Source organism: Marinomonas posidonica (assembly GCF_043643765.1).
GTDB classification, from domain to species: Bacteria; Pseudomonadota; Gammaproteobacteria; order Pseudomonadales; family Marinomonadaceae; genus Marinomonas; species Marinomonas posidonica_A.
The window spans coordinates 94,128-114,110 of record NZ_JBHZSP010000011.1 but is presented as its reverse complement, the minus strand read 5'-3'; the positions used below and the strand labels follow the sequence as shown (position 1 = coordinate 114,110).

At 46.0% G+C, this 19,983-nt stretch carries 20 protein-coding genes; 15 read left to right on the top strand and 5 right to left on the bottom strand.

The features are described from left to right. Nucleotides 1-104 precede the first annotated feature (104 nt). Both thiL and ACHUFM_RS13550 read left to right on the top strand, forming a co-directional pair. Nucleotides 105-1,055, top strand: a complete 951-nt coding sequence (gene thiL, locus ACHUFM_RS13555; protein WP_394182744.1) for a thiamine-phosphate kinase — start codon at nucleotides 105-107, stop codon at nucleotides 1,053-1,055. A gap of 39 nt (nucleotides 1,056-1,094) precedes the next feature. Beyond that, entirely contained in the window at nucleotides 1,095-1,586 is a 492-nt protein-coding gene (locus ACHUFM_RS13550) for a phosphatidylglycerophosphatase A family protein (protein ID WP_113872899.1), read from the top strand. Nucleotides 1,587-1,683: 97 nt separating this feature from the next. On the opposite strand, the gene hydA is transcribed toward ACHUFM_RS13550, so the two are convergent. The 3 genes from hydA to ACHUFM_RS13535 all read right to left on the bottom strand — a co-directional run bounded on the left by hydA (nucleotide 1,684) and on the right by ACHUFM_RS13535 (nucleotide 6,133). After that, the gene (hydA, locus tag ACHUFM_RS13545) at nucleotides 1,684-3,123 is read right to left on the bottom strand and encodes a dihydropyrimidinase (RefSeq protein WP_394182743.1); all 1,440 of its coding nucleotides are present in this window, start codon (nucleotides 3,121-3,123) and stop codon (nucleotides 1,684-1,686) included. Between the two features lie 161 nt (nucleotides 3,124-3,284). Then, nucleotides 3,285-4,769 (bottom strand): NCS1 family nucleobase:cation symporter-1, encoded by a 1,485-nt coding sequence (locus ACHUFM_RS13540; protein WP_394182742.1) that lies wholly within the window; start codon nucleotides 4,767-4,769, stop codon nucleotides 3,285-3,287. Between the two features lie 116 nt (nucleotides 4,770-4,885). Next, entirely contained in the window at nucleotides 4,886-6,133 is a 1,248-nt protein-coding gene (locus ACHUFM_RS13535; RefSeq protein ID WP_394182741.1) for a Zn-dependent hydrolase, read from the bottom strand. A 264-nt stretch (nucleotides 6,134-6,397) separates the two neighbouring features. Here ACHUFM_RS13535 and ACHUFM_RS13530 point away from each other — a divergent pair, with 264 nt between their 5' ends. The 9 genes from ACHUFM_RS13530 to ACHUFM_RS13490 all read left to right on the top strand — a co-directional run bounded on the left by ACHUFM_RS13530 (nucleotide 6,398) and on the right by ACHUFM_RS13490 (nucleotide 14,717). Next, entirely contained in the window at nucleotides 6,398-7,039 is a 642-nt protein-coding gene (locus ACHUFM_RS13530; protein ID WP_394182843.1) for a TetR/AcrR family transcriptional regulator, read from the top strand. Between the two features lie 260 nt (nucleotides 7,040-7,299). Further along, entirely contained in the window at nucleotides 7,300-8,448 is a 1,149-nt protein-coding gene (gene cofG, locus ACHUFM_RS13525) for a 7,8-didemethyl-8-hydroxy-5-deazariboflavin synthase CofG (RefSeq protein ID WP_394182740.1), read from the top strand. Further along, nucleotides 8,445-9,659 carry a 5-amino-6-(D-ribitylamino)uracil--L-tyrosine 4-hydroxyphenyl transferase CofH gene (gene cofH, locus ACHUFM_RS13520; protein ID WP_394182739.1) on the top strand — a complete coding sequence of 405 codons (1,215 nt, stop codon included), beginning with the start codon at nucleotides 8,445-8,447 and terminating at the stop codon, nucleotides 9,657-9,659. Before cofG ends, cofH begins: the two co-directional genes overlap by 4 nt. Continuing rightward, nucleotides 9,659-10,618, top strand: a complete 960-nt coding sequence (gene cofD / locus ACHUFM_RS13515; RefSeq protein ID WP_394182738.1) for a 2-phospho-L-lactate transferase — start codon at nucleotides 9,659-9,661, stop codon at nucleotides 10,616-10,618. The genes cofH and cofD overlap by 1 nt, the downstream gene beginning before the upstream one ends. After that, complete coding sequence (gene cofC, locus ACHUFM_RS13510; protein WP_394182737.1) at nucleotides 10,618-11,286, top strand: 2-phospho-L-lactate guanylyltransferase; 669 nt, start codon at nucleotides 10,618-10,620, stop codon at nucleotides 11,284-11,286. The genes cofD and cofC overlap by 1 nt, the downstream gene beginning before the upstream one ends. Next, a complete protein-coding gene (cofE, locus tag ACHUFM_RS13505; protein WP_394182736.1) occupies nucleotides 11,279-12,052 on the top strand; it encodes a coenzyme F420-0:L-glutamate ligase in 774 nt (257 codons plus the stop codon). Before cofC ends, cofE begins: the two co-directional genes overlap by 8 nt. After that, on the top strand, nucleotides 12,049-12,741 hold the full coding sequence (gene npdG / locus ACHUFM_RS13500) for an NADPH-dependent F420 reductase (RefSeq protein ID WP_394182735.1): 693 nt from the start codon (nucleotides 12,049-12,051) through the stop codon (nucleotides 12,739-12,741). Before cofE ends, npdG begins: the two co-directional genes overlap by 4 nt. A 53-nt stretch (nucleotides 12,742-12,794) precedes the next feature. Then, a complete protein-coding gene (locus ACHUFM_RS13495) occupies nucleotides 12,795-13,796 on the top strand; it encodes a TIGR03842 family LLM class F420-dependent oxidoreductase (RefSeq protein WP_394182734.1) in 1,002 nt (333 codons plus the stop codon). A 273-nt stretch (nucleotides 13,797-14,069) separates the two neighbouring features. Then, nucleotides 14,070-14,717, top strand: a complete 648-nt coding sequence (locus ACHUFM_RS13490; RefSeq protein ID WP_394182733.1) for an AbiV family abortive infection protein — start codon at nucleotides 14,070-14,072, stop codon at nucleotides 14,715-14,717. Between the two features lie 79 nt (nucleotides 14,718-14,796). Here ACHUFM_RS13490 and ACHUFM_RS13485 read toward each other — a convergent pair whose 3' ends face one another. Beyond that, a complete protein-coding gene (locus ACHUFM_RS13485) occupies nucleotides 14,797-15,606 on the bottom strand; it encodes an amino acid ABC transporter permease (protein ID WP_394182732.1) in 810 nt (269 codons plus the stop codon). 114 nt (nucleotides 15,607-15,720) lie between these two features. After that, nucleotides 15,721-16,509 carry a transporter substrate-binding domain-containing protein gene (locus tag ACHUFM_RS13480; RefSeq protein WP_394182731.1) on the bottom strand — a complete coding sequence of 263 codons (789 nt, stop codon included), beginning with the start codon at nucleotides 16,507-16,509 and terminating at the stop codon, nucleotides 15,721-15,723. A gap of 191 nt (nucleotides 16,510-16,700) precedes the next feature. On the opposite strand from ACHUFM_RS13480, the gene ACHUFM_RS13475 reads away from it, so the two are divergent. The 4 genes from ACHUFM_RS13475 to carA all read left to right on the top strand — a co-directional run bounded on the left by ACHUFM_RS13475 (nucleotide 16,701) and on the right by carA (nucleotide 19,981). Then, on the top strand, nucleotides 16,701-17,549 hold the full coding sequence (locus ACHUFM_RS13475) for a hypothetical protein (RefSeq protein ID WP_394182730.1): 849 nt from the start codon (nucleotides 16,701-16,703) through the stop codon (nucleotides 17,547-17,549). Between the two features lie 24 nt (nucleotides 17,550-17,573). After that, the gene (locus ACHUFM_RS13470) at nucleotides 17,574-18,044 is read left to right on the top strand and encodes a GNAT family N-acetyltransferase (protein WP_394182729.1); all 471 of its coding nucleotides are present in this window, start codon (nucleotides 17,574-17,576) and stop codon (nucleotides 18,042-18,044) included. A gap of 4 nt (nucleotides 18,045-18,048) precedes the next feature. Further along, nucleotides 18,049-18,600, top strand: a complete 552-nt coding sequence (locus tag ACHUFM_RS13465; protein WP_394182728.1) for a DJ-1 family glyoxalase III — start codon at nucleotides 18,049-18,051, stop codon at nucleotides 18,598-18,600. Between the two features lie 250 nt (nucleotides 18,601-18,850). Next, entirely contained in the window at nucleotides 18,851-19,981 is a 1,131-nt protein-coding gene (gene carA / locus ACHUFM_RS13460; RefSeq protein WP_394182727.1) for a glutamine-hydrolyzing carbamoyl-phosphate synthase small subunit, read from the top strand. Nucleotides 19,982-19,983 lie beyond the last annotated feature (2 nt).

Sequence of the window (19,983 nt, the reverse complement as noted above, 5' to 3'; positions counted from 1 at the left end):
TGCTTCTGACATCTTTCTGACAATACGGTATCCTCTTAAGGCGTAAATTGATTTTCCTCAATCCCTCTTTGGTGGGCTTGGCTGAGGAATAAAAGGACATTTTGTTGAAAGAATTTGAGTTGATACAAAACATCTTTCAGACCTCTGAAATGGCAAGCATTCGAGGTCGTGACGATCTTTTATTGGGCATCGGCGATGATTGTGCTCAGGTGCAAGTGCCAATGGGTCAGAGTTTGGTATTTTCAATGGATACCTTGATTGAAGGTCGTCATTTTCCCTATGATGCTGATCCTGTTGATATTGGTTATCGTGCGGTGGCCACTTGCGTCAGCGATTTAGCGGCAATGGGAGCGAAACCGGCTTTCTTCACCTTAGCTTTGACCTTGCCTCACTCAGATCCACAATGGCTTGCCGGGTTGGCGCAAGGTATGGCGGAATTGGCGGAGCCGATTGGTTTGATTTTGGTTGGCGGGGACACCACAAAAGGCCCTTTAACCATCAGCTTGCAAGTTCATGGTTATGTCGAGCATGATCAAACCCCTTGTCGTGCTAACGCGCAAGTGGGAGATGATATTTATGTAACAGGTTGCTTGGGAGATGCCGCCGCCGCAGTGGCGATTGTGACTGGGCAAACACAGGTTTCCAGTGAACGCTTTGATTATTTCTATGAACGCTTTTGGCGTCCGTCACCGCGGTTAATCGCTGGCATGGCATTGAAGCGAGTGGTGAATGCGATGATGGATATTTCGGATGGTTTAGCGCAAGATATTCAGCATATTTTATCCGCGTCAAAGGTGGGAGCAAATTTGGATGCCAGTCACATACCGATTTCCTATGAATTGAGGCAGTGGCAGCCAGAGCAGGCGTTGAATTTGGCGTTAACCGGTGGTGACGATTATGAACTGTGCTTTACCGCAGAGCCTTCTCAAGCGGCCGAAATTGCTTTGATTACTCAAACTCTAGGGTTGCCTTGTATCAAAGTTGGCGAAGTGACAACGTCAGGTTTCACCATTCAAGGGTACGATGGTGATGTGTCTGGCTGGCAACATTTTTAGCAGTACAATACATTTAATTTTTTAGAAGGTTTCCGCGTTATGGCAAATTCTGCCCCCGCCTCTGTATGGCGAAATCCGATTCATTTTCTGGCGTTTGGTCTTGGTTCTGGTGCAGCGCCAAAAGCCCCAGGCACGTTTGGTACCTTGGCGGCGGTGCCGTTATTTATTTGGTTCCTACAAGACCTGTCCAATATGGAATACTTGGTGGTATTAGTGCTTACCTCGCTGCTGGGTATTTATCTGTGTGGCAAGACGTCGAAAGACATGGGAGTGCATGACCATGCGGGTATTGTGTGGGATGAATTCGTTGGTTTCTGGATCACCATGTGGATGGCCCCTGCAGGTTGGCTTTATCTTGTATTGGGGTTTATTTTGTTTCGTCTGTTTGACATTTTAAAGCCTTGGCCGATTTCATGGGTCGATAAAAACATTCATGGTGGTTTTGGTATTATGCTTGATGACATTCTCGCCGGCGTCATGTCTTTTGTGGTGCTGCAAGCCATTGTGCATTTTGTTATAGAACGTTTTTAATGCGCTTCCTTGAGGCCTAAATTAGATCAAAAAAAGCGATGTGTGTGATCACATCGCTTTTTTGTGCGTCGTATTTTGGGCATCAAAGTGCGTTGAATTAACGTGCCACTGCTACCGGTTTGTTCAACTCTTTGCGCTTACGCAGCGCCTCATAGAAAGGTGCGTAGGCGGGGCGATCTATGTATTTCCCTTCTCCTGATTTAGCGATAAGGGTATTGTTGTGCCAAGCCAATTTACCATTGCAAATGGTTGTCTCAGGCACACCGTTTATCTCCATCCCTTCGAAAATACTGTGTTCAATTTTTGAGTGATGAGTTTTCGCAGAAATGGTCTTTTTCGCGGCCGGGTTCCAGATGACCAAATCGGCATCAGCGCCTACTCGAATACAACCTTTGTTCGGGTAGATGTTGAATATTTTTGCGGTATTGGTCGAGGTCAAAGCAACAAATTCATTGGCGGTGATCTTGCCTTCATTCACGCCCTTTTCCCATAGTACCATCATGCGTTCTTCGACACCGGCAGTGCCATTTGGGATCTGGGCAAAGTTGTCTTTCCCCATGGCTTTTTGATCTGCACAAAAAGCACAGTGGTCAGTAGCTGTGGTCTGTAAGGTTCCCCCTTGTACCCCTTTCCAAAGCGCATCTTGGTGATGTTTAGGGCGAAATGGTGGGCTCATTACGTGGGCGGCGGCCGTAGCCCAGTCGGGGGTTTGGTAAACACTGTCATCCACTGTTAAATGACCAGCGAGTACTTCGCCAAATACTGTTTGACCGTGATCTTTGGCATAGCGAATGGCATCAACGGCTTCTTCAGTGGAGACGTGAACCAGATAAATAGGTGCACCTAGTGTGTTGGCGATACTAATGGCGCGATTCGCGGCCTCGCCTTCTACAGAGGATGGACGAGATAGAGGGTGAGCCTCTGGTCCGATCATGCCTTCAGCAAGCAGTTTGTTTTGTAGGTGATACACCAGTTCCCCATTTTCGGCGTGAACGGTAGGAATGGCGCCCAGCTCAAGGCACTTTGTGAAGCTGGATACCAGAATGTCGTCTGTTGCCATGATGGCATTTTTATACGCCATAAAGTGTTTAAAACTGTTCACACCATGTTGATCAACCAGTACTTTCATTTCTTCCGCGACGGAGTCGTCCCACCAGGTAATGGCCACGTGAAAGGTATAGTTTGAATGAGCTTTTTCTGCCCAACCACGCCATTGATGGTAAGCGTCTAAAAGTGATTGTTGTGGGTTTGGAATCACGAAATCAATGATGCTGGTGGTTCCTCCTGCCAACGCTGCGGCCGTACCAGAGGCGAAATCGTCTTTTGCCACTGTGCCCATAAAAGGTAGTTGCATGTGAGTATGGGGATCAATGCCGCCAGGCATGATGAGCTTACCAGTAGCGTCAATGGTTTCTACATCATTGGGTAGCTGACTGATGCTGCCAATTTCGACAATTTTATTGTCTTTACAGAGAATGTCGGCTTGAAAGGTTTCTTCATGGGTGACAATGGTTCCGCCTTTGATTAATAGACTCATATGCCGTCCTTTTTTCTACAGGTTTGTTGTTAAATTTGGGCAAGCGCGACCGACCAGCAAGTGGATCTTGCTCGTTCACGGGTTACCAACGTTGAAGGATGGCATTGCTCTGCTACCGTTCTAGACGGAAACAGGCAACGCCAGTGAGGTTAAATTAGATTTTATGAGGCCACAGCATCGGTTTGGTTCGCTGATGCGCTTTGTAGATTGGCTAAGATGAAGTACAGCAAAGCGCCAGTGAAAGCACCGGTAAACCAACCATAGTTATAGAACCAGCCTAATGACGGCACATTCAAAGCAATTAGTGTAATCAATACCGGGGCAGCAAAAGCGATGAGACCTGCGTTGTTGAACGCTGGATACAAGCTACTTGGAGTATATAAGGCAACCAGATCCAAATGCTGACGTTTGATTAAGAAGTAATCGACAATCATAATGCCTGCAATAGGGCCAAGTAAGCTGGAGTAGCCTAATAGCCAGTTTGAGTACATGCTTTCAACACTGATATCCGATTCCAACATGCCCATTTTTTTGAGCAGTTCCCAGCCCATCAATAAAATGCCAATAAACCCCGTCAATAAGGCTCCGCGAGTATGGTTGATGAGTTTCGGTGCAATGTTCTGGAAGTCATTGGTTGGCGATACCACGTTGGCCGCTGTGTTGGTTGATAGGGTCGCAATCACAATTAATACCATAGCCACGGCAACCCAAACAGGGCTGTCAATTTTACCAATTAACGAAATCGGATCGGAAATGGTTTCCCCAACTAACGTACTAGAAGCGGCCGTTAGTACGACACCCAATGCGGCAAAGAAAAACATGGTGACCGGCAGGCCAATAATTTGACCAATCACTTGGTCTTTCTGCGTTTTGGCATAACGACTGAAGTCAGGAATATTGAGTGACAGTGTCGCCCAAAAACCGACCATCGCGGTCAAGCCACCTAAAAAATAACCCATAAAGCCAGCGTCTTCTGGACGGTTAGCGGGTGTGGCTAAAATCTCCGTAAAGGATACCTTGCCGCCAGCCCAAACCATTAAGCCAATGCCAACAATAAGGAGCAAAGGTGCGGCCAATGTTTCAAGCCATTTGATGGATTCCGCCCCCTTGATGACAACGTACATGTTCAGTGCCCAGAAAATGAAGAAGCCAATGACTTCGCCCACGCCACCTAAGCTAGCCCAACCATCTGAGATGGCAGAGAGAAATAAGTGAATGGCCAAACCACCAAACATGGTTTGAATTCCAAACCAGCCACAGGCGACAATGGCTCGAATCAAGCAGGGGATGTTGGACCCCACCATGCCAAAGGAGGAGCGTAATAGGACAGGGAAAGGAATGCCAAATTTTGTACCAGGGTAGGCATTCAAGGTAAGTGGCACCAGCAAGATAACATTCGCAATCAAAATGGTGAACAGGGCTTCCGTAACAGATAACCCGAAATAAGCGGTCAGTACGCCACCTAGGGTGTAAGTCGGCACACAAATGGACATCCCGACCCAAAGGGCGGCGATGTTCCATTTGCTCCATGTGCGATCCTTGATCTTAGTCGGAGCAAGGTCGTCGTTATAGGCTGTGCTGTTTTGCAGGTCGCTGTCGACCTCTAACTCATAAAACTCACCTTGCTTAACAGACTTGCTGGTCATTTTTGCCACCTCTTCTATTCTTGGGTTGATCGTTATTATGGGATTATTGCTTCATTCAAGGTGGGCGCTCAGTTTATTGAGCGCCCTTTCTTCATCTCGTCTCTTGTGGACAAGGATTATGCTTTTTTATGTTCTTGGGCAATTCGGTCACTGGCTTCTAACATGGTATGCAGCAGCACATTGGCACCGGCTGCACACTCTTCTGGAGAACTGTACTCGGCTTCGTTGTGACTGATGCCGTTTAAACACGGCGTAAAAATCATCCCTGTTGGGACCAAATCCGCCATATAGCAGGCGTCATGTCCAGCGCCAGCATAGATATCCATATGGCTATAACCTAATTTTTCGGTGGCGGCTTTAACATCATCAGACGCATTAAACTCCACCGGTGCGAAATACCAAAAGTGATCTAGATTGACGTCAAGGTCATGCTCTTTGGCGATCTTTTTACAAAAGGCTTCCAGCTCTTCATGCATGGTCAATAACACATCAGGCCGTGGGTTACGTAAATCCGCACTAAAGGTTACCTTGCCCGGAATCGTATTACGCGAGTTTGGCCACACATCCATATAACCAACAGTCCCCAAACCATTTTCGTGACGATGAGCGATATTATTCATTTCGGTAACAATGGCTGAGGCTGCTAACATGGCATCCTTACGTAAATGCATTGGCGTGGTGCCGGAGTGCGAAGGACGACCGACCACCTCTACGTTATACCAGCGAATGCCTTGACCTAAGCGCACAATACCAATGGCCTTTTTTTCATCTTCCAGTATAGGGCCTTGTTCAATGTGTGCCTCAAAAAATGCCCCCATATGGCGGCTACCCAATTCCATATCTCCTAGGTAGCCAATGCGTTCCAACTCATCACCGAGACGAATGCCATTCACATCGGTTTTATTTAATTCAGCTTCTAAATCGAAGCGACCGACATAGGTACCAGAACCTTGCATAGCGGGCTGGAAACGAGAGCCTTCTTCATTGGTCCAAACAGAGAACTCCATCGCCGTTGGTGTCTCTATCTGGTTTTCATGAAGGGTTCGTAATACCTCAACGCCCGATAGCACACCAAAGACACCATCGAACTTACCGCCAGTGGGTTGAGTATCAAGATGGCTGCCTGTACCGACGGCTGGTAAATTGTTATTGGTACCAGGTCGACGAGCAAAAATGTTGCCAATTTTGTCTACTTCCACTGTGCAACCACAAGCTTCACACCAAGACACAAAAAGATCGCGAGCTTGTTTATCCAAATCCGTTCCGGCTAAACGATTACAGCCGCCTTTTTTGGTGCCGCCAATTTCCCCCATTTCCATTAACGTATCCCAAAGGCGTTGTTCGTTAATTCGAAGGTCTTGCATGGCCGTCTCCTATTACCGTTAAATACATTTACCAAAAGGTAAAAAAACTGAATAAAAAAATTTGAACTTGTCTTTTCGGTCAGCAATAACTAGGCCAAGTTTTTAAATAACACTGTCTTGATTCAGTGAAATAACGCCATATTAATAGCCATAAGCGTTCTCAAAATGACGCTGATAAATTAAAAAATAACCTTTAAAAACATATATTTGTGATACTTTGGAAAAACGGTTAAAAACAAATAAAAGGTGGAATAAAGTTTGGTAGTGAAAAAACAGAAACAAACGAAGCAGTCTATTAATCGACAAGAATTGGAAGCGAGAATTTTACGCTCAGCGGAAATTGTTTTTGCAGAGAAAGGCTATAACGGGTCTTCTATGGAAGCCATTGCCGCAGTCGCTAAAATATCCAAGCAAAATCTAATTTATTACTTTTCAAACAAAGAGTTACTGTATAAACGAGTACTCAAAGAGATGCTTGATATTTGGATCGAAAAGCTGTCTTTTCTTGAAAAAGACGGCGATACACCAGAGCAGGTCATTCGTCGCTACGTCCATGAAAAAATGCAGTTATCTCGCCTTTATCCGAACGGTTCGAAAGTGTTCGCTCACGAAATTATTAGCGGTGCACCAATGCTAAAGGACTATCTAGTGAGCCATTTAAAACCACAGTTTGAACGTGATGTTAAATTAGTTAAGTCATGGATAAGTAAAGGGTTAATCGCTGATATAGACGCTGAGCATTTGTTTTTTACCATCTGGGCTGCCACACAAACCTATGCGGATTTCTCTCTGCAAATGGAAGTGCTACTGGCTAAGACATCATTAGATGAAGATGACTTTGAACGAGCCGAATTAGCGGTCACTGAATTTGTAATGCGCGCTCTTGGTGCCAAAAAAATAAATTAAAATTCTTTCTTACTTCATTTCTTTCATATTCCCACTCGGCTGGTGAAAAAATAGTCAGCCTAAAACCTTCAAAAAAGTACGTCTTTTCATGATCTTAACCATTTAGTTAACTTTTTGTTTAACTAAACTTTAATTTAATGGCGCAATTTTAGTGCGCAATTTGCACTAAAAAAAACAATTTACTACCACCAAAATGCTTGTTATTAATTTTTATACCAAATGGTAAAAAAGTTAATTTCCTGACCTTGAGTGGAGTGAATATGATCTCTGTTACCGAAGCCATATCTTATGAGTTTGCGACTGGGCCAGACTTATACGCACTCTGCCAACAGGCGGCAAATACCCGTTACCAAGCTTGGGGAAATGCCATCAGTTATTCGAAAAAAGTCTTTATTCCTTTGACGAATATGTGTCGAGACACTTGCGGCTACTGCACTTTTGTTCAATCACCAGATTCCATTCACGCGAACTATATGACGCCTGAGCAAGTATTGAAAACCGCACAAGAAGGCGCGGCTTTGGATTGCAAAGAGGCGTTATTCAGTTTGGGTGAGCGTCCTGAACTGCGTTATCAACAGGCGCGCGATAAACTGGCTGAGTTGGGTTACGACAACACCCTAGACTACCTCCATGATCAATGTGCCAATGTGCTTGATAACACCAGTCTATTGCCTCATGTGAATGCAGGGGCTTTAACTTATGCCGAATTGAAACGTCTAAAACCCGTGGCCGCGAGTATGGGGATGATGTTAGAAAACGTCACCACAGAGTTACTCAAACAAGGCCAAGCCCATTACGCCTGCCCAGATAAAACGCCAAAGCGACGTCTAAATACTCTGGAATATGCAGGCCGTTTAGACATCGCCTTTACGACGGGGATTTTGATTGGCATAGGGGAAAGTTGGGAAGACCGAGTACGCAGTCTGGTGGCCATTCGTGACCGGCACCTGACATACGGTCATATTCAAGAAGTTATTATTCAAAACTTTCGTGCCAAGCCTGGGACGCAAATGGCGGGTTGCCAAGAACCGGATTTGGATGACATGAAGCGAACCATTGCTGTGGCACGACTCATTCTGCCGAGTGAGATTAGCCTACAGGCACCGCCCAATTTAGAAGAAGAATATGGCAGCTACCTTCATGCTGGCATCAATGATTGGGGGGGGATCTCTCCTTTGACCAAAGATTTCATTAACCCTGAAAGAGCTTGGCCGCAAATCAGTAGTGTCGCGAAAGCCTGTGAAGGCTTGGGGTATTCATTACATGAGCGACTGACCATCTACCCTCGCTATCAGCAAGCGCAGGGCAAATACCTGACGGAAAACCTAATACAGCGAGTGGCGTCCATATCGGCGTCATATTCGTCATCTGCTCACTCTCTTTGTGCTACAGGAGGACTTGTCGCATGAGTCTAAATACCATCAATGAAACCCCGATCCCTGAGACGATTGTTAGATCCCACCCGCTGAATTTGGCGGTTCAGACAATTTTGAATAAAGCGATTTTGGGCGAGGAGCTGAGTGTTGACGAAGCCTGTGTGTTATTTGCAACCGAAGGTGACGAAGCGCAAGCCGTGTTAGCGGCGGCCGACCAGGTGCGAGAACAGCGTGTGGGTAATACCGGTAGCTTTGTGGTGACTCGCAATATTAATTTTACCAATGTCTGTTACATGGGCTGTCGCTTTTGTAACTTTGCGACGGAAAAAGGCAGTAAAGACGCGGAGTTTTTAACGGTGGAGCAAGTAGCTGACCGTGCTGAAGAGGCTTGGCAGCGTGGCGCTACCGAGGTTTGTATTCAAGGCGGTTTGCACCCAGACATAGACGCAGATTATTACCGGAATCTGGTCATTGCCGTCAAAAAACGTGTCCCTGAGATTCACATCCATGCGTTTTCACCGTTTGAAATTTGGTATGGCTGTAAAAAAGCTCGCCTTGAACCGGAGGTGTTTTTGTCTGAGTTAAAAACATTGGGTTTAGGTTCTATGCCAGGCACCGCGGCGGAAATTTTGGATACGGAAGTGCGTAAACAGCTGACTAAAAACAAACTCACCACAGAAGAGTGGGTACGCATTATACGTGCTGCGCATTCAGTGGGTGTGCCGACAACGTCTACCATTATGTACGGTCATGTGGATCAGCCGATTCATTGGGCGAATCACCTCAAATTGCTGCGCGATATTCAAAAAGACACCGGCGGTTTTACCGAATTTGTGCCACTTGGTTTCATCCATTATGAAACCCGTTTATATAAAGATAACCCAGATAAAGTTCGTCCCGGACCAACTCGAGATGAACATTTTAAAATGCACGCCATTGCTCGTCTTATGTTGCAAGGCTATATCGACAATATCCAAGCTTCGTGGGTGAAAATGGGGCCGGATGTTGCAGCTCAAATGTTACGTTCCGGCGCCAATGATCTGGGCGGCACCTTAATGAATGAAAGCATTTCTCGTGCGGCTGGCGCGACGCATGGTCAGGAAGTGATGCCAGAAGACATGGTGGCTAATATTGAAGCGGCGGGGCTAACTGCGATTCAGCGTAATACCAAGTACCAGACGGTGAGAGATTATACCCAAGATCCAGTGCAGCCGAATCGTATAGCGATTCAAGGAGTGGCGTAATGGCGGGGTTAAATATCACCTTATTAGCCGGCGGAGTAGGAGGTGCCAAAGCAGCAGAAGGGCTGGCATTTGGACATTATTCACAGGCAGCAAAAGTGATTGGAAACGTCGCCGATGACGATGAATTTCATGGGCTTTGGGTCTCCCCAGACATTGATACCTTGATCTATTCCCTTGGTGATCAAATAGATCGTCAGCAAGGTTGGGGGCGTAAAGGCGAAAGCCATCAAACACTAAAAGAGCTTGCGGCGTTGGGCCAAGATACTTGGATGACCTTAGGCGATTTGGATCTGGCGACGCACATTTATCGCACTCAGCTGAGAAAGCAAGGCGTCAGCATGAGTGAGATTGCTCAAAGGTTAGCAACGCGACATGGGGTGAATCTGCCGATTTTATTACCGACGGATGATACGCTGCAGACTCGTGTTAAGACGCCCTCTGGTTGGCTGTCTTTTCAAGAATTTTTTGTTCGCGAACATTGTCAACCAGACGTGATTGAAGTGGCTTATCAAGGGGCGGATCACGCGACACCCAATGCCGCCGCCTTAGCTCAATTATTAGCCAGTGATGTCATTGTCATTGCCCCCAGTAATCCTGTGGTTAGCATCGGAGCCATTCTGTCCATCCCTGATATTCGTCAAGCCGTTATCGACAGTGACGCTTATGTTGTGGCTATTTCACCCTTGATCGGTGGAAAAACGGTTAAAGGTCCCGCAGACAAAATGCTGTTAAGCGAAGGGAAGAGCGTCGATTCAAAAGGCATCTACGATTCTTACCAAGGTTTTTTAGATGGCATGGTGATCGACCTGCAAGATGCACAAGAAGCTGACTGGTTGCTGGCTCAAGGCGTGGATGTCTTAGTGACACCAACCTTGATGAAAGAGCGTGATGACAAAGTGAACTTGCTCGATCAAGTGGTGGCTTTTGCATTAGATAAACAGGCAAAGAGGGCCGCTTGATGAAACCAAAAGTAAACAATCTATGTGTGGTGATTCCAATGAAATCACCGGCTAAAGGAAAGCAGCGTTTGTCTTCGAACTTGCCAGCTGAGGCGCGAGAGAGCTTGTCACTCAGTTTGTTTGAAACGACTTTGCAGTTTTTCCAGCAGCATTTTCCTGAGTTAGATGTGTTGGTGGTGAGTGAGTCGCTGGATGTCCTTCGGTTGGCGCAAGATTATCAAGCGAACAGTCTGTTTGATGACGGTGAAAGGGGCTTAAATGGCGCTTTACGGTTTGCCTGCGATTGGGTAAAGCAGTCCGGCTACGATGGCCAATTGATCATCCCGAGTGACATCGCTATGTTGGAAAAATCAGAGATTCAAGCCTTGTTAACCGCAGGGTTGGAAGCTCAGGTGGTGATTGCCGTGGCCAAAGATGGAGGGACCAATGCTTTATTCACTTCTCCGCCTGATGCCATTGAATTCGAGTACGGTTGTCACTCTGCAGTGGCCCATCAAACCAATGCGCAAATGCAGCAACTCAGCTGTCGTAGCTTGCATTTGACTCACCTGTCGTTAGACATTGATCAAAAGGAAGACTTGTCGCTGGCATCACGCCGTCAACCTGAGCGTTTCCAGTTCTGGCATAAGTCTCTCATTGCTTCCGTTAAGGCGGTCAGATATGCCTGATTCTATGACTATGTCACGTTTGATGGGGTTACCGGATTTTCAACCTGGTGATGATCTGGCGCAGAGCATTATTGATACCTTATCGACACAAAACCAAGGTTTGCAGCAGGGCGACATCTTAGTGGTTGCACACAAGGTGGTGTCCAAAACAGAAGGGGCTTGTGTCTACTTATCCGATGTAACGCCTAGTAACGAAGCCATTGAGCTGGCGAAAACCGTGAACAAAGACCCACGTAAAGTAGAAGTTATCTTGTCTCAGTCGAATCGTATCGTTCGGGCAATGAAACGACCAGATCAGCAAGAAGGTGTGCTGATCGCAGAGCACAAAAAAGGCTATATCTGTGCCAATGCCGCAGTGGATGAATCCAATGCGGATCATCCTGGGCAGCTGATTTTATTGCCCGAAGATCCAGATAAAAGTGCGACCGCATTATGTCAGCGCTTAGAAGCACATTTTCAATGTGAGTTAGGTGTGGTGATCAGCGATACCTTTGGTCGCCCTTGGCGCTTAGGTCAAACCAATGTGGCAATCGGTCTCGCCAATGTTCCTGGGGTTATGCACATGCTAGGAGAAATCGATGCCTTTGGTCGCCCACTGAGTGTTACCGCTCCAGCGTTCGCCGACGAGCTGGCGGCTGCGTCCGGTCTTTTAATGGAAAAAAGTGCCAAGTCCCCAGTGATTCTTTTTCGAGGCTTAAATTGGCCAAAAACACAGAGCTCAAGTCGAGACCTTATCCGTTCACATAATGAGGATTTATTTAGATGAGTGAAGATAACACAGTCGCTATTTTAGGTGGCACCGGTCCACAAGGTAAGGGGTTAGCCCTGCGTTTAGCACAGGCTGGTGTTCATATTGTGCTTGGGTCGAGAGACGCCAGTAAAGCTCAACAGACCGCCAGTGAATTAACGGAACAGCTCAATGTGTTGGGTGTAAACGCTCATATAACGGGCGCCGATATGGTAACAGCAACCAAAACGGCTGACGATTTGGTGATTCTATCTGTGCCGTATGCGGGTCACGATGAGACCTTAACAGCGTTGGCTTCGTCATTAATCGGCAAAACCCTAGTGGACATTGTTGTGCCTCTTGCACCGGGCAACCCAAAAGCCGTAGATATGCCGGTTGAAGGTTCGGTGACGGAAGCCGCGCAAGCCTTGTTAGGCGATGATATACCGGTAGTCGGTGCGCTGCATAATGTGTCCGCCATTACGCTAAACGATTTAGCGCGTCCCATTAATTGCGACATTCTAGTCTGTGGCAATGATTTGGCAGCGAAAAAACGGGTGATCCAATTATGCCAAACCATGGGTACGCAAGCCTATAACGCAGGGTTGGCTGAGAGCGCTCGATGCATCGAGGCGTTAACGCCCATTCTGATTCGTCTGAACATTTCAAAGGATGTGCCTTTTTCCCATGCAGGGGTGCGCATTTGCCCACCAGAGCAGGCGCATTAAGGTTTTATCTTACAAAAAACTCATACTAAAAATGATCACAAGAGGAACTTACTATGGAATTCGGCATCACCTTTAAAGGCTTTGTCAGCCCAGATCGGGCACGCAGTTTGGTACGTCAGGCTGAGGAAGCAGGTTTTACTTACTGTTGGTTTTACGATTCTCACATTTTATGGCGTGAATCGTTTGTCGCCATGGCCATGTGTATGGAACACACTACAAACATGCGATTTGGTCCTTGTGTGACCAACCCTAATATTCGTGATTGGTCTTTGTCTGCGAGCTTATACGCCAGCTTAGCGCATCAAAGTAATGGGCGTTTTGATATCGGTTTAGGACGTGGTGATTCATCCATGCGGGTGATGGGAAAAAAACCGGCCACATTGGCTCGTTTGGCGGAATTTACCACGAAAGTTAAAGCCATGGTCCGAGGGGAAGAAGTGGAATACGGCGAATGCCCAGAGCCGGTCAAATTGCCTTGGGCGACAGGTTATGAATTGCCTGTTTGGATTGGTGCTTATGGGCCAAAAGCCTTAGCAACCGCAGGGCAAGTTGGAGATGGTTTGATCCTGCAAATTGGCGATCCAGACTTGGTGAAATGGTTTAAAGATCAGGCCATTGCCGCGGGTAACGAAGCCGGTCGTGATATGTCTAACTTCAAAGTTCAAGCTGCCGCCCCCGCTTACTTTGGTGACATGGATTACTGTATTGAACACACCAAATGGTTCCCTGCTATGGTGGGTAACCATGTGGCAGATATTGTTGAGAAATACGGTAGTGATTCAGGCTTAGTGCCAAAAAGCTTAACGGATTACATCGAAAAACGTCGTGGCTACGATTACTCGAAACATGGTCAAAGCGACAACCCATTCTTAGATTTCATTACCGAAGATATAGTGAAAAGCTTCTGTGTATTAGGTACACCAGAAGATCACATCGCTAAGATCAAAGATCTTGAAGTGGCGGGAACCACGCAGTTCAACATCTATCTAGACAGCGGTGATGAAGAAGAAATTATTGCTAAATACGGTGCTGAGATTATTCCAAAATTTCGTTAATGAATGACCTTAAAAGGCGAAAATAGCCAACTCATGGAGTTGGCTTTTTTGTTTTACCAACATGTCTCTTATCTTGAACTTGTTTGTGTGGACGTTCTAAAGCCTTTTTAAGATCAATGAATAACGATGTCTTTAGTGGATAAAGGTTCAGTTTACGGTTGGCTTGTGTTGTATCGGGGTGTTTAAAAAATAGTCAAAATAGCGGAAAAATTAGCTGTTTCTACTAATATTTAGAAAGAATGGCCGTGTATGCCGTGATTGGAAAGTAAAACTTTGGGAGAGCTTATGTCATTCAACCTTAATCAAATTGATGAATATATGCTGGCTCTCATCGTAAATGCTAAGGCGTTATTAAAAGAGTCTGAAGTTTTGTTTGAGCATAAAGCCTTTGCTCGTTCTTACACGCTTTCTCATATTGCCAGGGAAGAAATTGTAATGAGTAAGATTTTGTATGCCACGGCGCTTAGGATTGCATCGGGAATAGACGTGGATTGGAAAATGACGATGAAGAGATTACAAGATCATCAATTAAAACTTAAACAAGAGATCACCGAAAATTCCATTTTAGCGGCGCTGTTAGAAGGGCAAGGCGATTTTATAAAAATGGCTGGGAGTATGACGGTATTGCCACATCAAGCACATAACATGAAGAGTCACTCTCTTTATGTTGATATTGCTGTGGATGGCGAAATGAGTGATCCCAGAAAAGTGATTAGTAAACGTTTGGCCGAGCGTAATATTGAGTTGGCGTGTCACGCGATTGATGAAGAGGCTTCCGCCCAAGCTAAAATAAGAAAATTATCCACGTTAAAAGACCGCAAGAGAGCCGATTCTCCCGCAGCTAATAATATGAGCTTCGAAGATAAAAAAGCATTGATTAAAAATGTGGTGTCTTTTTTAGTGAAGCATTCTGAGCAATGACATAAACAAGATGGTTCGCCTGCTTATCTGAATAGGGCCGTATGAGAGTGTTTGCATCTTTGCGAGCGGTTTCCATGGTTTAATGATGATCATTGCGTCGTAAATGGGCCTCAAAAGCTCGAATTAATAAGGATAAACTGAGCGTCAGGGTTAGGTACATGAAGGCCACCACGTTGTAGGTCTCAAAGAACTGAAAGGTCGACGAACTGTAGACCTTGGCGAGCTGGGTGATGTCTTGTACGCCGAGAACAGAGACCAAAGCAGAATCTTTAATCATGGCAACAAAATCATTACCTAACGGAGGAAGAATCTTACGCATGGCTTGTGGCAAGATGATCAATCGGAATCGCAACCAGCTAGACAAACCAAGGGATTGTGCGGCTTCGATTTGGCCTTTGCTGACCTCTTGAATACCGGCGCGAAAGACTTCCGCAATAAAGGCACTGTAACTGATGGATAAGGCTAAAATAGCACGCCAGAGCATGTCGAAGTCACGGGTTCTAGCGCTTTCCAGCCAGCCAGCTTCAATGGGCCATTGTAATAGCCAATTATAGAGATGGACCATTTCGCTTGCCCCAACGAAGGCGATATAAAACAGCAATACTAATACAGGAATGCCACGAAATATTTCCACATAAAAACGAGCGAATTCTCGCAAAATGCGCCATTTTGAAAAACCGGCTAGGGCGATGATCAAGCCTATGGCGCTGGCTAATAGGAAAGCGACTAAGGTTACGCCAATGGTGGTCAATAATCCGTTACTTAATGCGCCTGCGATCTTTTGATAGCTGTGGTTTGCTACCATGTTCCAGAGCAAGACTATGCCTATGATAATAGTAGCAACAAGCCACCAAGGGGTGCGATCTAAGGTCTTTTTAAGGGGCATCATATTTCAGTTGTTGATGATAAGAATGCTTCAGTGATAAAGGTTTTTAGTCGTTTATCACTGAAGTGTCGGCCATGCTGCGGCGTCATTATCGGCGCTTAAACAATAAAAGATGGCTTATTGGTTATAGTCAAAAAACCATTTCTTGTTTAATGCATCTAATGTGCCATCCGCCTTCATGCTTCGTAACGCTGCATTTACAGGTTCTACCAAATCAGAACCTGGGGTAAAGATAAAACCGAAATCTTCTGTGCCGAGTGGGCCACCTACAATTTTAAACGCACCTGGGTTAGCGCCTATGTATCCGCGTGCCGATGTGGCATCCATTAGGACACTGTCAACGTCACCGGATTTCAATGCCTGTACAGATGCGCCAAAGGTTTCTAACAAGGTGATGCGAGGATTGTCTTCATTGCCATCTAACACATCGTATACGGCCACATAAAAGTTTGTGGTGCCAGCTTGAGCTCCAAAGTGTAAGTCGTCATTAGCGGCAAAACTTTTGGCGTCAGTAAATCGGTCTTCGTCCGCTCTGACTAACATGAATTGTTGTGAGGTCATGTAGGGAATGGAGAAATCAATTTGCTGTGCTCGTTCAGCATTAATGGTAATGCCATCCATACCGATATCATATTGACCTTGTTTAACCGCTTGGATCATGGCGTCCCAGCTGCTTAAATGCCATTCAATATTCGCGTTCAAGCGTTTTCCTATCTCATTCATGGCATCGTATTCCCAGCCTATGCCTTGCCCTGTGTTGGCATCGACAAAATTCAGTGGTGTATAGGCATTTTCGGTAACGGCTAGAATAGTGCGACCTTGAAGATCGGGTAGCGCAGTAGCCTGACTTGCACTGGCAATAAATAAGCTCGCTATTAAAGCCAAACGGGACAGCAAAGAATGCATGATGATTACCTTTTAGAGAAACGGTTGAAAGGGCGTTATCGACTTGATATTCGTTTAGGATTATACACATTTGTTCCATTGGACACTATGCGGAACCGCCTGTTCGGTAGCATCTAAGCAAGGAAACGCGTATATTCTGGTTATTCGAAATAGCCCTAATTTATTACCATCACTGATGAGTCATTACTATTATGAGTAATCGCTTACGCGAATTATCGTCACAGCATGCTTTTCAAACCCAGTGCCTTGCACAAATGGGGGTGGTGACTTGGTTGAATGGTGTGGAAAATGTCGTGGGGCAGGTTTATCTCCCTGCGCAACCTTGGCAAGCTCAAGGCAATGTGTTGGCGGATTCTGAAGCTCTAGACGAGACGCTGTCCCTTGTTTCTGAGCATGACAGGGTGTCCGGTTTCTCGGCCAAAGCGGCTCAGCCTCCTGTGATGTTAGATCCACAAGAGAAGCAACAATCTGTTTCCAATTTGCGTGAACAGTTAAATGCAGGGCCTGAAATCATTGTGGAAGACTTGCAGCCAATTGAAGAGTTGGCGGTCGACATTGAGGTAGCGACGGACGTTCATTTGACTCAAGTGTCGTCAATTGAGCTTAGAGCCTATGCCTTGTCAAATAGGTTGTTAATTCTGAGTGATGTGCCTGCGGTATTCTCGCAACAGGAAGAAATTGATCAGCTGGCGTTGAAAATGGCGCAAGCCCTATTGAAAGACCCTGTTGAAAATTGGCAGCGCTATGCATTTGCTTGGCCTGGAACATTAAAAAATCCACACTTTTTAAATCGTACCGATTGGTTAATTGGCGCGTTGGAATCCTCAGTCCAACGTTGGACTCAAGGCTTTTTGCCTGAGGCTAAGCTGGTGTTAGCGGGCAGTAAAATTGCCCAGTTAATGGACGATTTACCTAGCAGCAGTCCTTTGAAATCCTATCCTATGGCTAGGATTGTGAGTTTATCTGAGTTACACCGAATTCCTGAGTTGCGAAAGGAAGCTTGGAATAGCATGCAAACGAGTTTCTTTTCGTCCCATTAATACAATGAAATGTGGCGTCTATCTATGAATTCTACCTACGTGATTCGTCCAGCTGTTGAATCTGATGTGTTAGGTCTCGAACGCTTGGACAAACATTCAAACCCTCATCCTTGGGGCCGCACTTTAGTGGCCGATGCTTTGGAAGTCAGACTAAACTGGGTGATGTGCGAAGCACAAAATCCCGGTAACCTGCTTGCCTGGCTGACGGCCTCCAGAAGTGTGGATCAATCTGAGTTGGAGCTGATTTTGGTGGATTCAAGTGTGCGTCGACAAGGGATCGCAAAGCAATTGGTGGGGCATTGGTTAAACAGTTTGAACCAACAAGGCGTTGCGGAATTTTTATTAGAGGTTCGGGAATCAAATTTGGCGGCAATTCATTTGTATGAGGCGCTGGGTTTTGAGTTAGTTGGGCGCCGTAAACACTATTATCAAACAGAGACGGGGCGTGAAGCGGCTTGCTTGTATATATTAGTTACCCCTGTTGGAAGAGGATGAAAAAATGACCCAAGTATTGGTACCAATCGCTAATGGCAGTGAAGACATTGAAGCTATTACTATTATTGATGTGCTGAGGCGTGGCGGTGTAGAGGTAACGGTTGCCAGTGTCCACGAAACAACGGATGTGACCTTGGCGAATGGTTGTCAGTTGACAGCGGACTCTCTGTTGAGTGAGCACACTGACAAAATGTTCGATGCCATCGCGTTGCCCGGTGGTATGCCGGGCGCAGAGCACCTTCGTGATTGTAAATTGTTGGTGGATTTATTGGAAAAGCACGATATTCAAGATGCGTTATTAGCGGCGATTTGTGCATCGCCAGCATTGGTATTCGGAACCCATGGCTTTGTTGTGGACAAACAAGCGACGTGTTACCCAGGCTTTGAATCGGGTTTAACCGGAGCGGAATATTTGGCGGACGAACCTGTGGTGATGGACGGCAATATTTTAACGGCGAAAGGACCAGCGGTTTCCATGGTGTTTGCATTGACCTTGTTGGCAAATCTGACAGGCTATGAAGAGGCGCAAAACGTTGCCGACGGTCTGTTGTGTTAAGGAATATTTATTCTTGACCAAAGAGTTAGTTAAAAAGCGTGAAAATAGGCTGTTTTTGACCATTTCAGCCCCATTCTTAGGTGGACGGTTAAGCCAGTTCAGAGTAAAATTAGGCAGATTTTTTGAACGCGAGATCCATCTACATTCTGACGATGGATAGACGGCAAAAACGCAATTTCTTAAAAGCGAGATGGGCCGCCGGTTCGTCTCGCTTTTTTGCAACCTGATAGGCTCTAAACGGGAGGTTCCTTTGGCAACATCAGCGATTCTAGCTCTGGAAGACGGCACAATTTTTAAGGGCGTGTCGATCGGAGCGGATGGCTCCTCAACCGCAGAGGTGGTATTCAACACCTCAATGACTGGTTATCAAGAAATTCTTACTGATCCTTCCTACGCTCGACAAATGGTCACTTTGACCTATCCTCACATTGGTAATACTGGTGTTAACTCTGAAGATGAAGAGTCTAACCAAGTGTGGTGTTCGGGTTTAATTATTCGTGATTTACCTTTATTAGCCAGCAGCTGGCGTAAAGAAGAGACTTTGTCTGACTATCTGACTCGCAAAGGTGTGGTGGGTATCGCGGATATCGATACTCGTAAATTAACACGTATTCTTCGCGAAAAAGGTGCACAAGCTGGTTGTATCATGGCCGGTGATAACATCGACGAAGAAGAAGCCATTGCAGCGGCACGTGCTTTCCCCGGTCTAAAGGGGATGGATTTAGCAAAAGAAGTGACAGTACAAGAAGCTTACCAGTGGACTGAGTCTACTTGGGATCTTGTGAAGGGTCATACCACACCAGAAAGCTCCGAATTTCATGTTGTTGCCTATGACTTCGGTGTAAAACGAAACATTCTTCGTATGCTAGTTGAGCGTGGTTGCCGCCTAACAGTTGTACCAGCGAAAACCCCAGCCAGTGACGTGTTGGCTTTGAACCCAGATGGCATTTTCCTATCAAACGGCCCTGGTGATCCAGAGCCATGTGATTACGCGATCCAAGCGATTAAAGACATTCTAGACACTGAAATTCCTGTATTCGGTATCTGTCTTGGTCACCAGTTGTTGGCGCTGGCCAGCGGTGCTAAGACCAAGAAAATGAAGTTTGGTCACCACGGTGCCAATCACCCAGTTCAAGACATCAAGCAAGGCACTGTGATGATCACTAGCCAAAACCATGGTTTTGCAGTGGATGAAGACAGCTTGCCAGCCAACTTGGAGATGACTCACAAGTCTCTGTTTGATGGCTCTTTGCAGGGAATTAGTCGAACCGATAAGAAAGCGTTCAGCTTCCAAGGTCACCCAGAAGCGAGCCCAGGGCCACATGACGTTGCGCCTTTGTTCGACCAATTTATTGACAACATCAAAGCCTCAAAAGCCTAAAA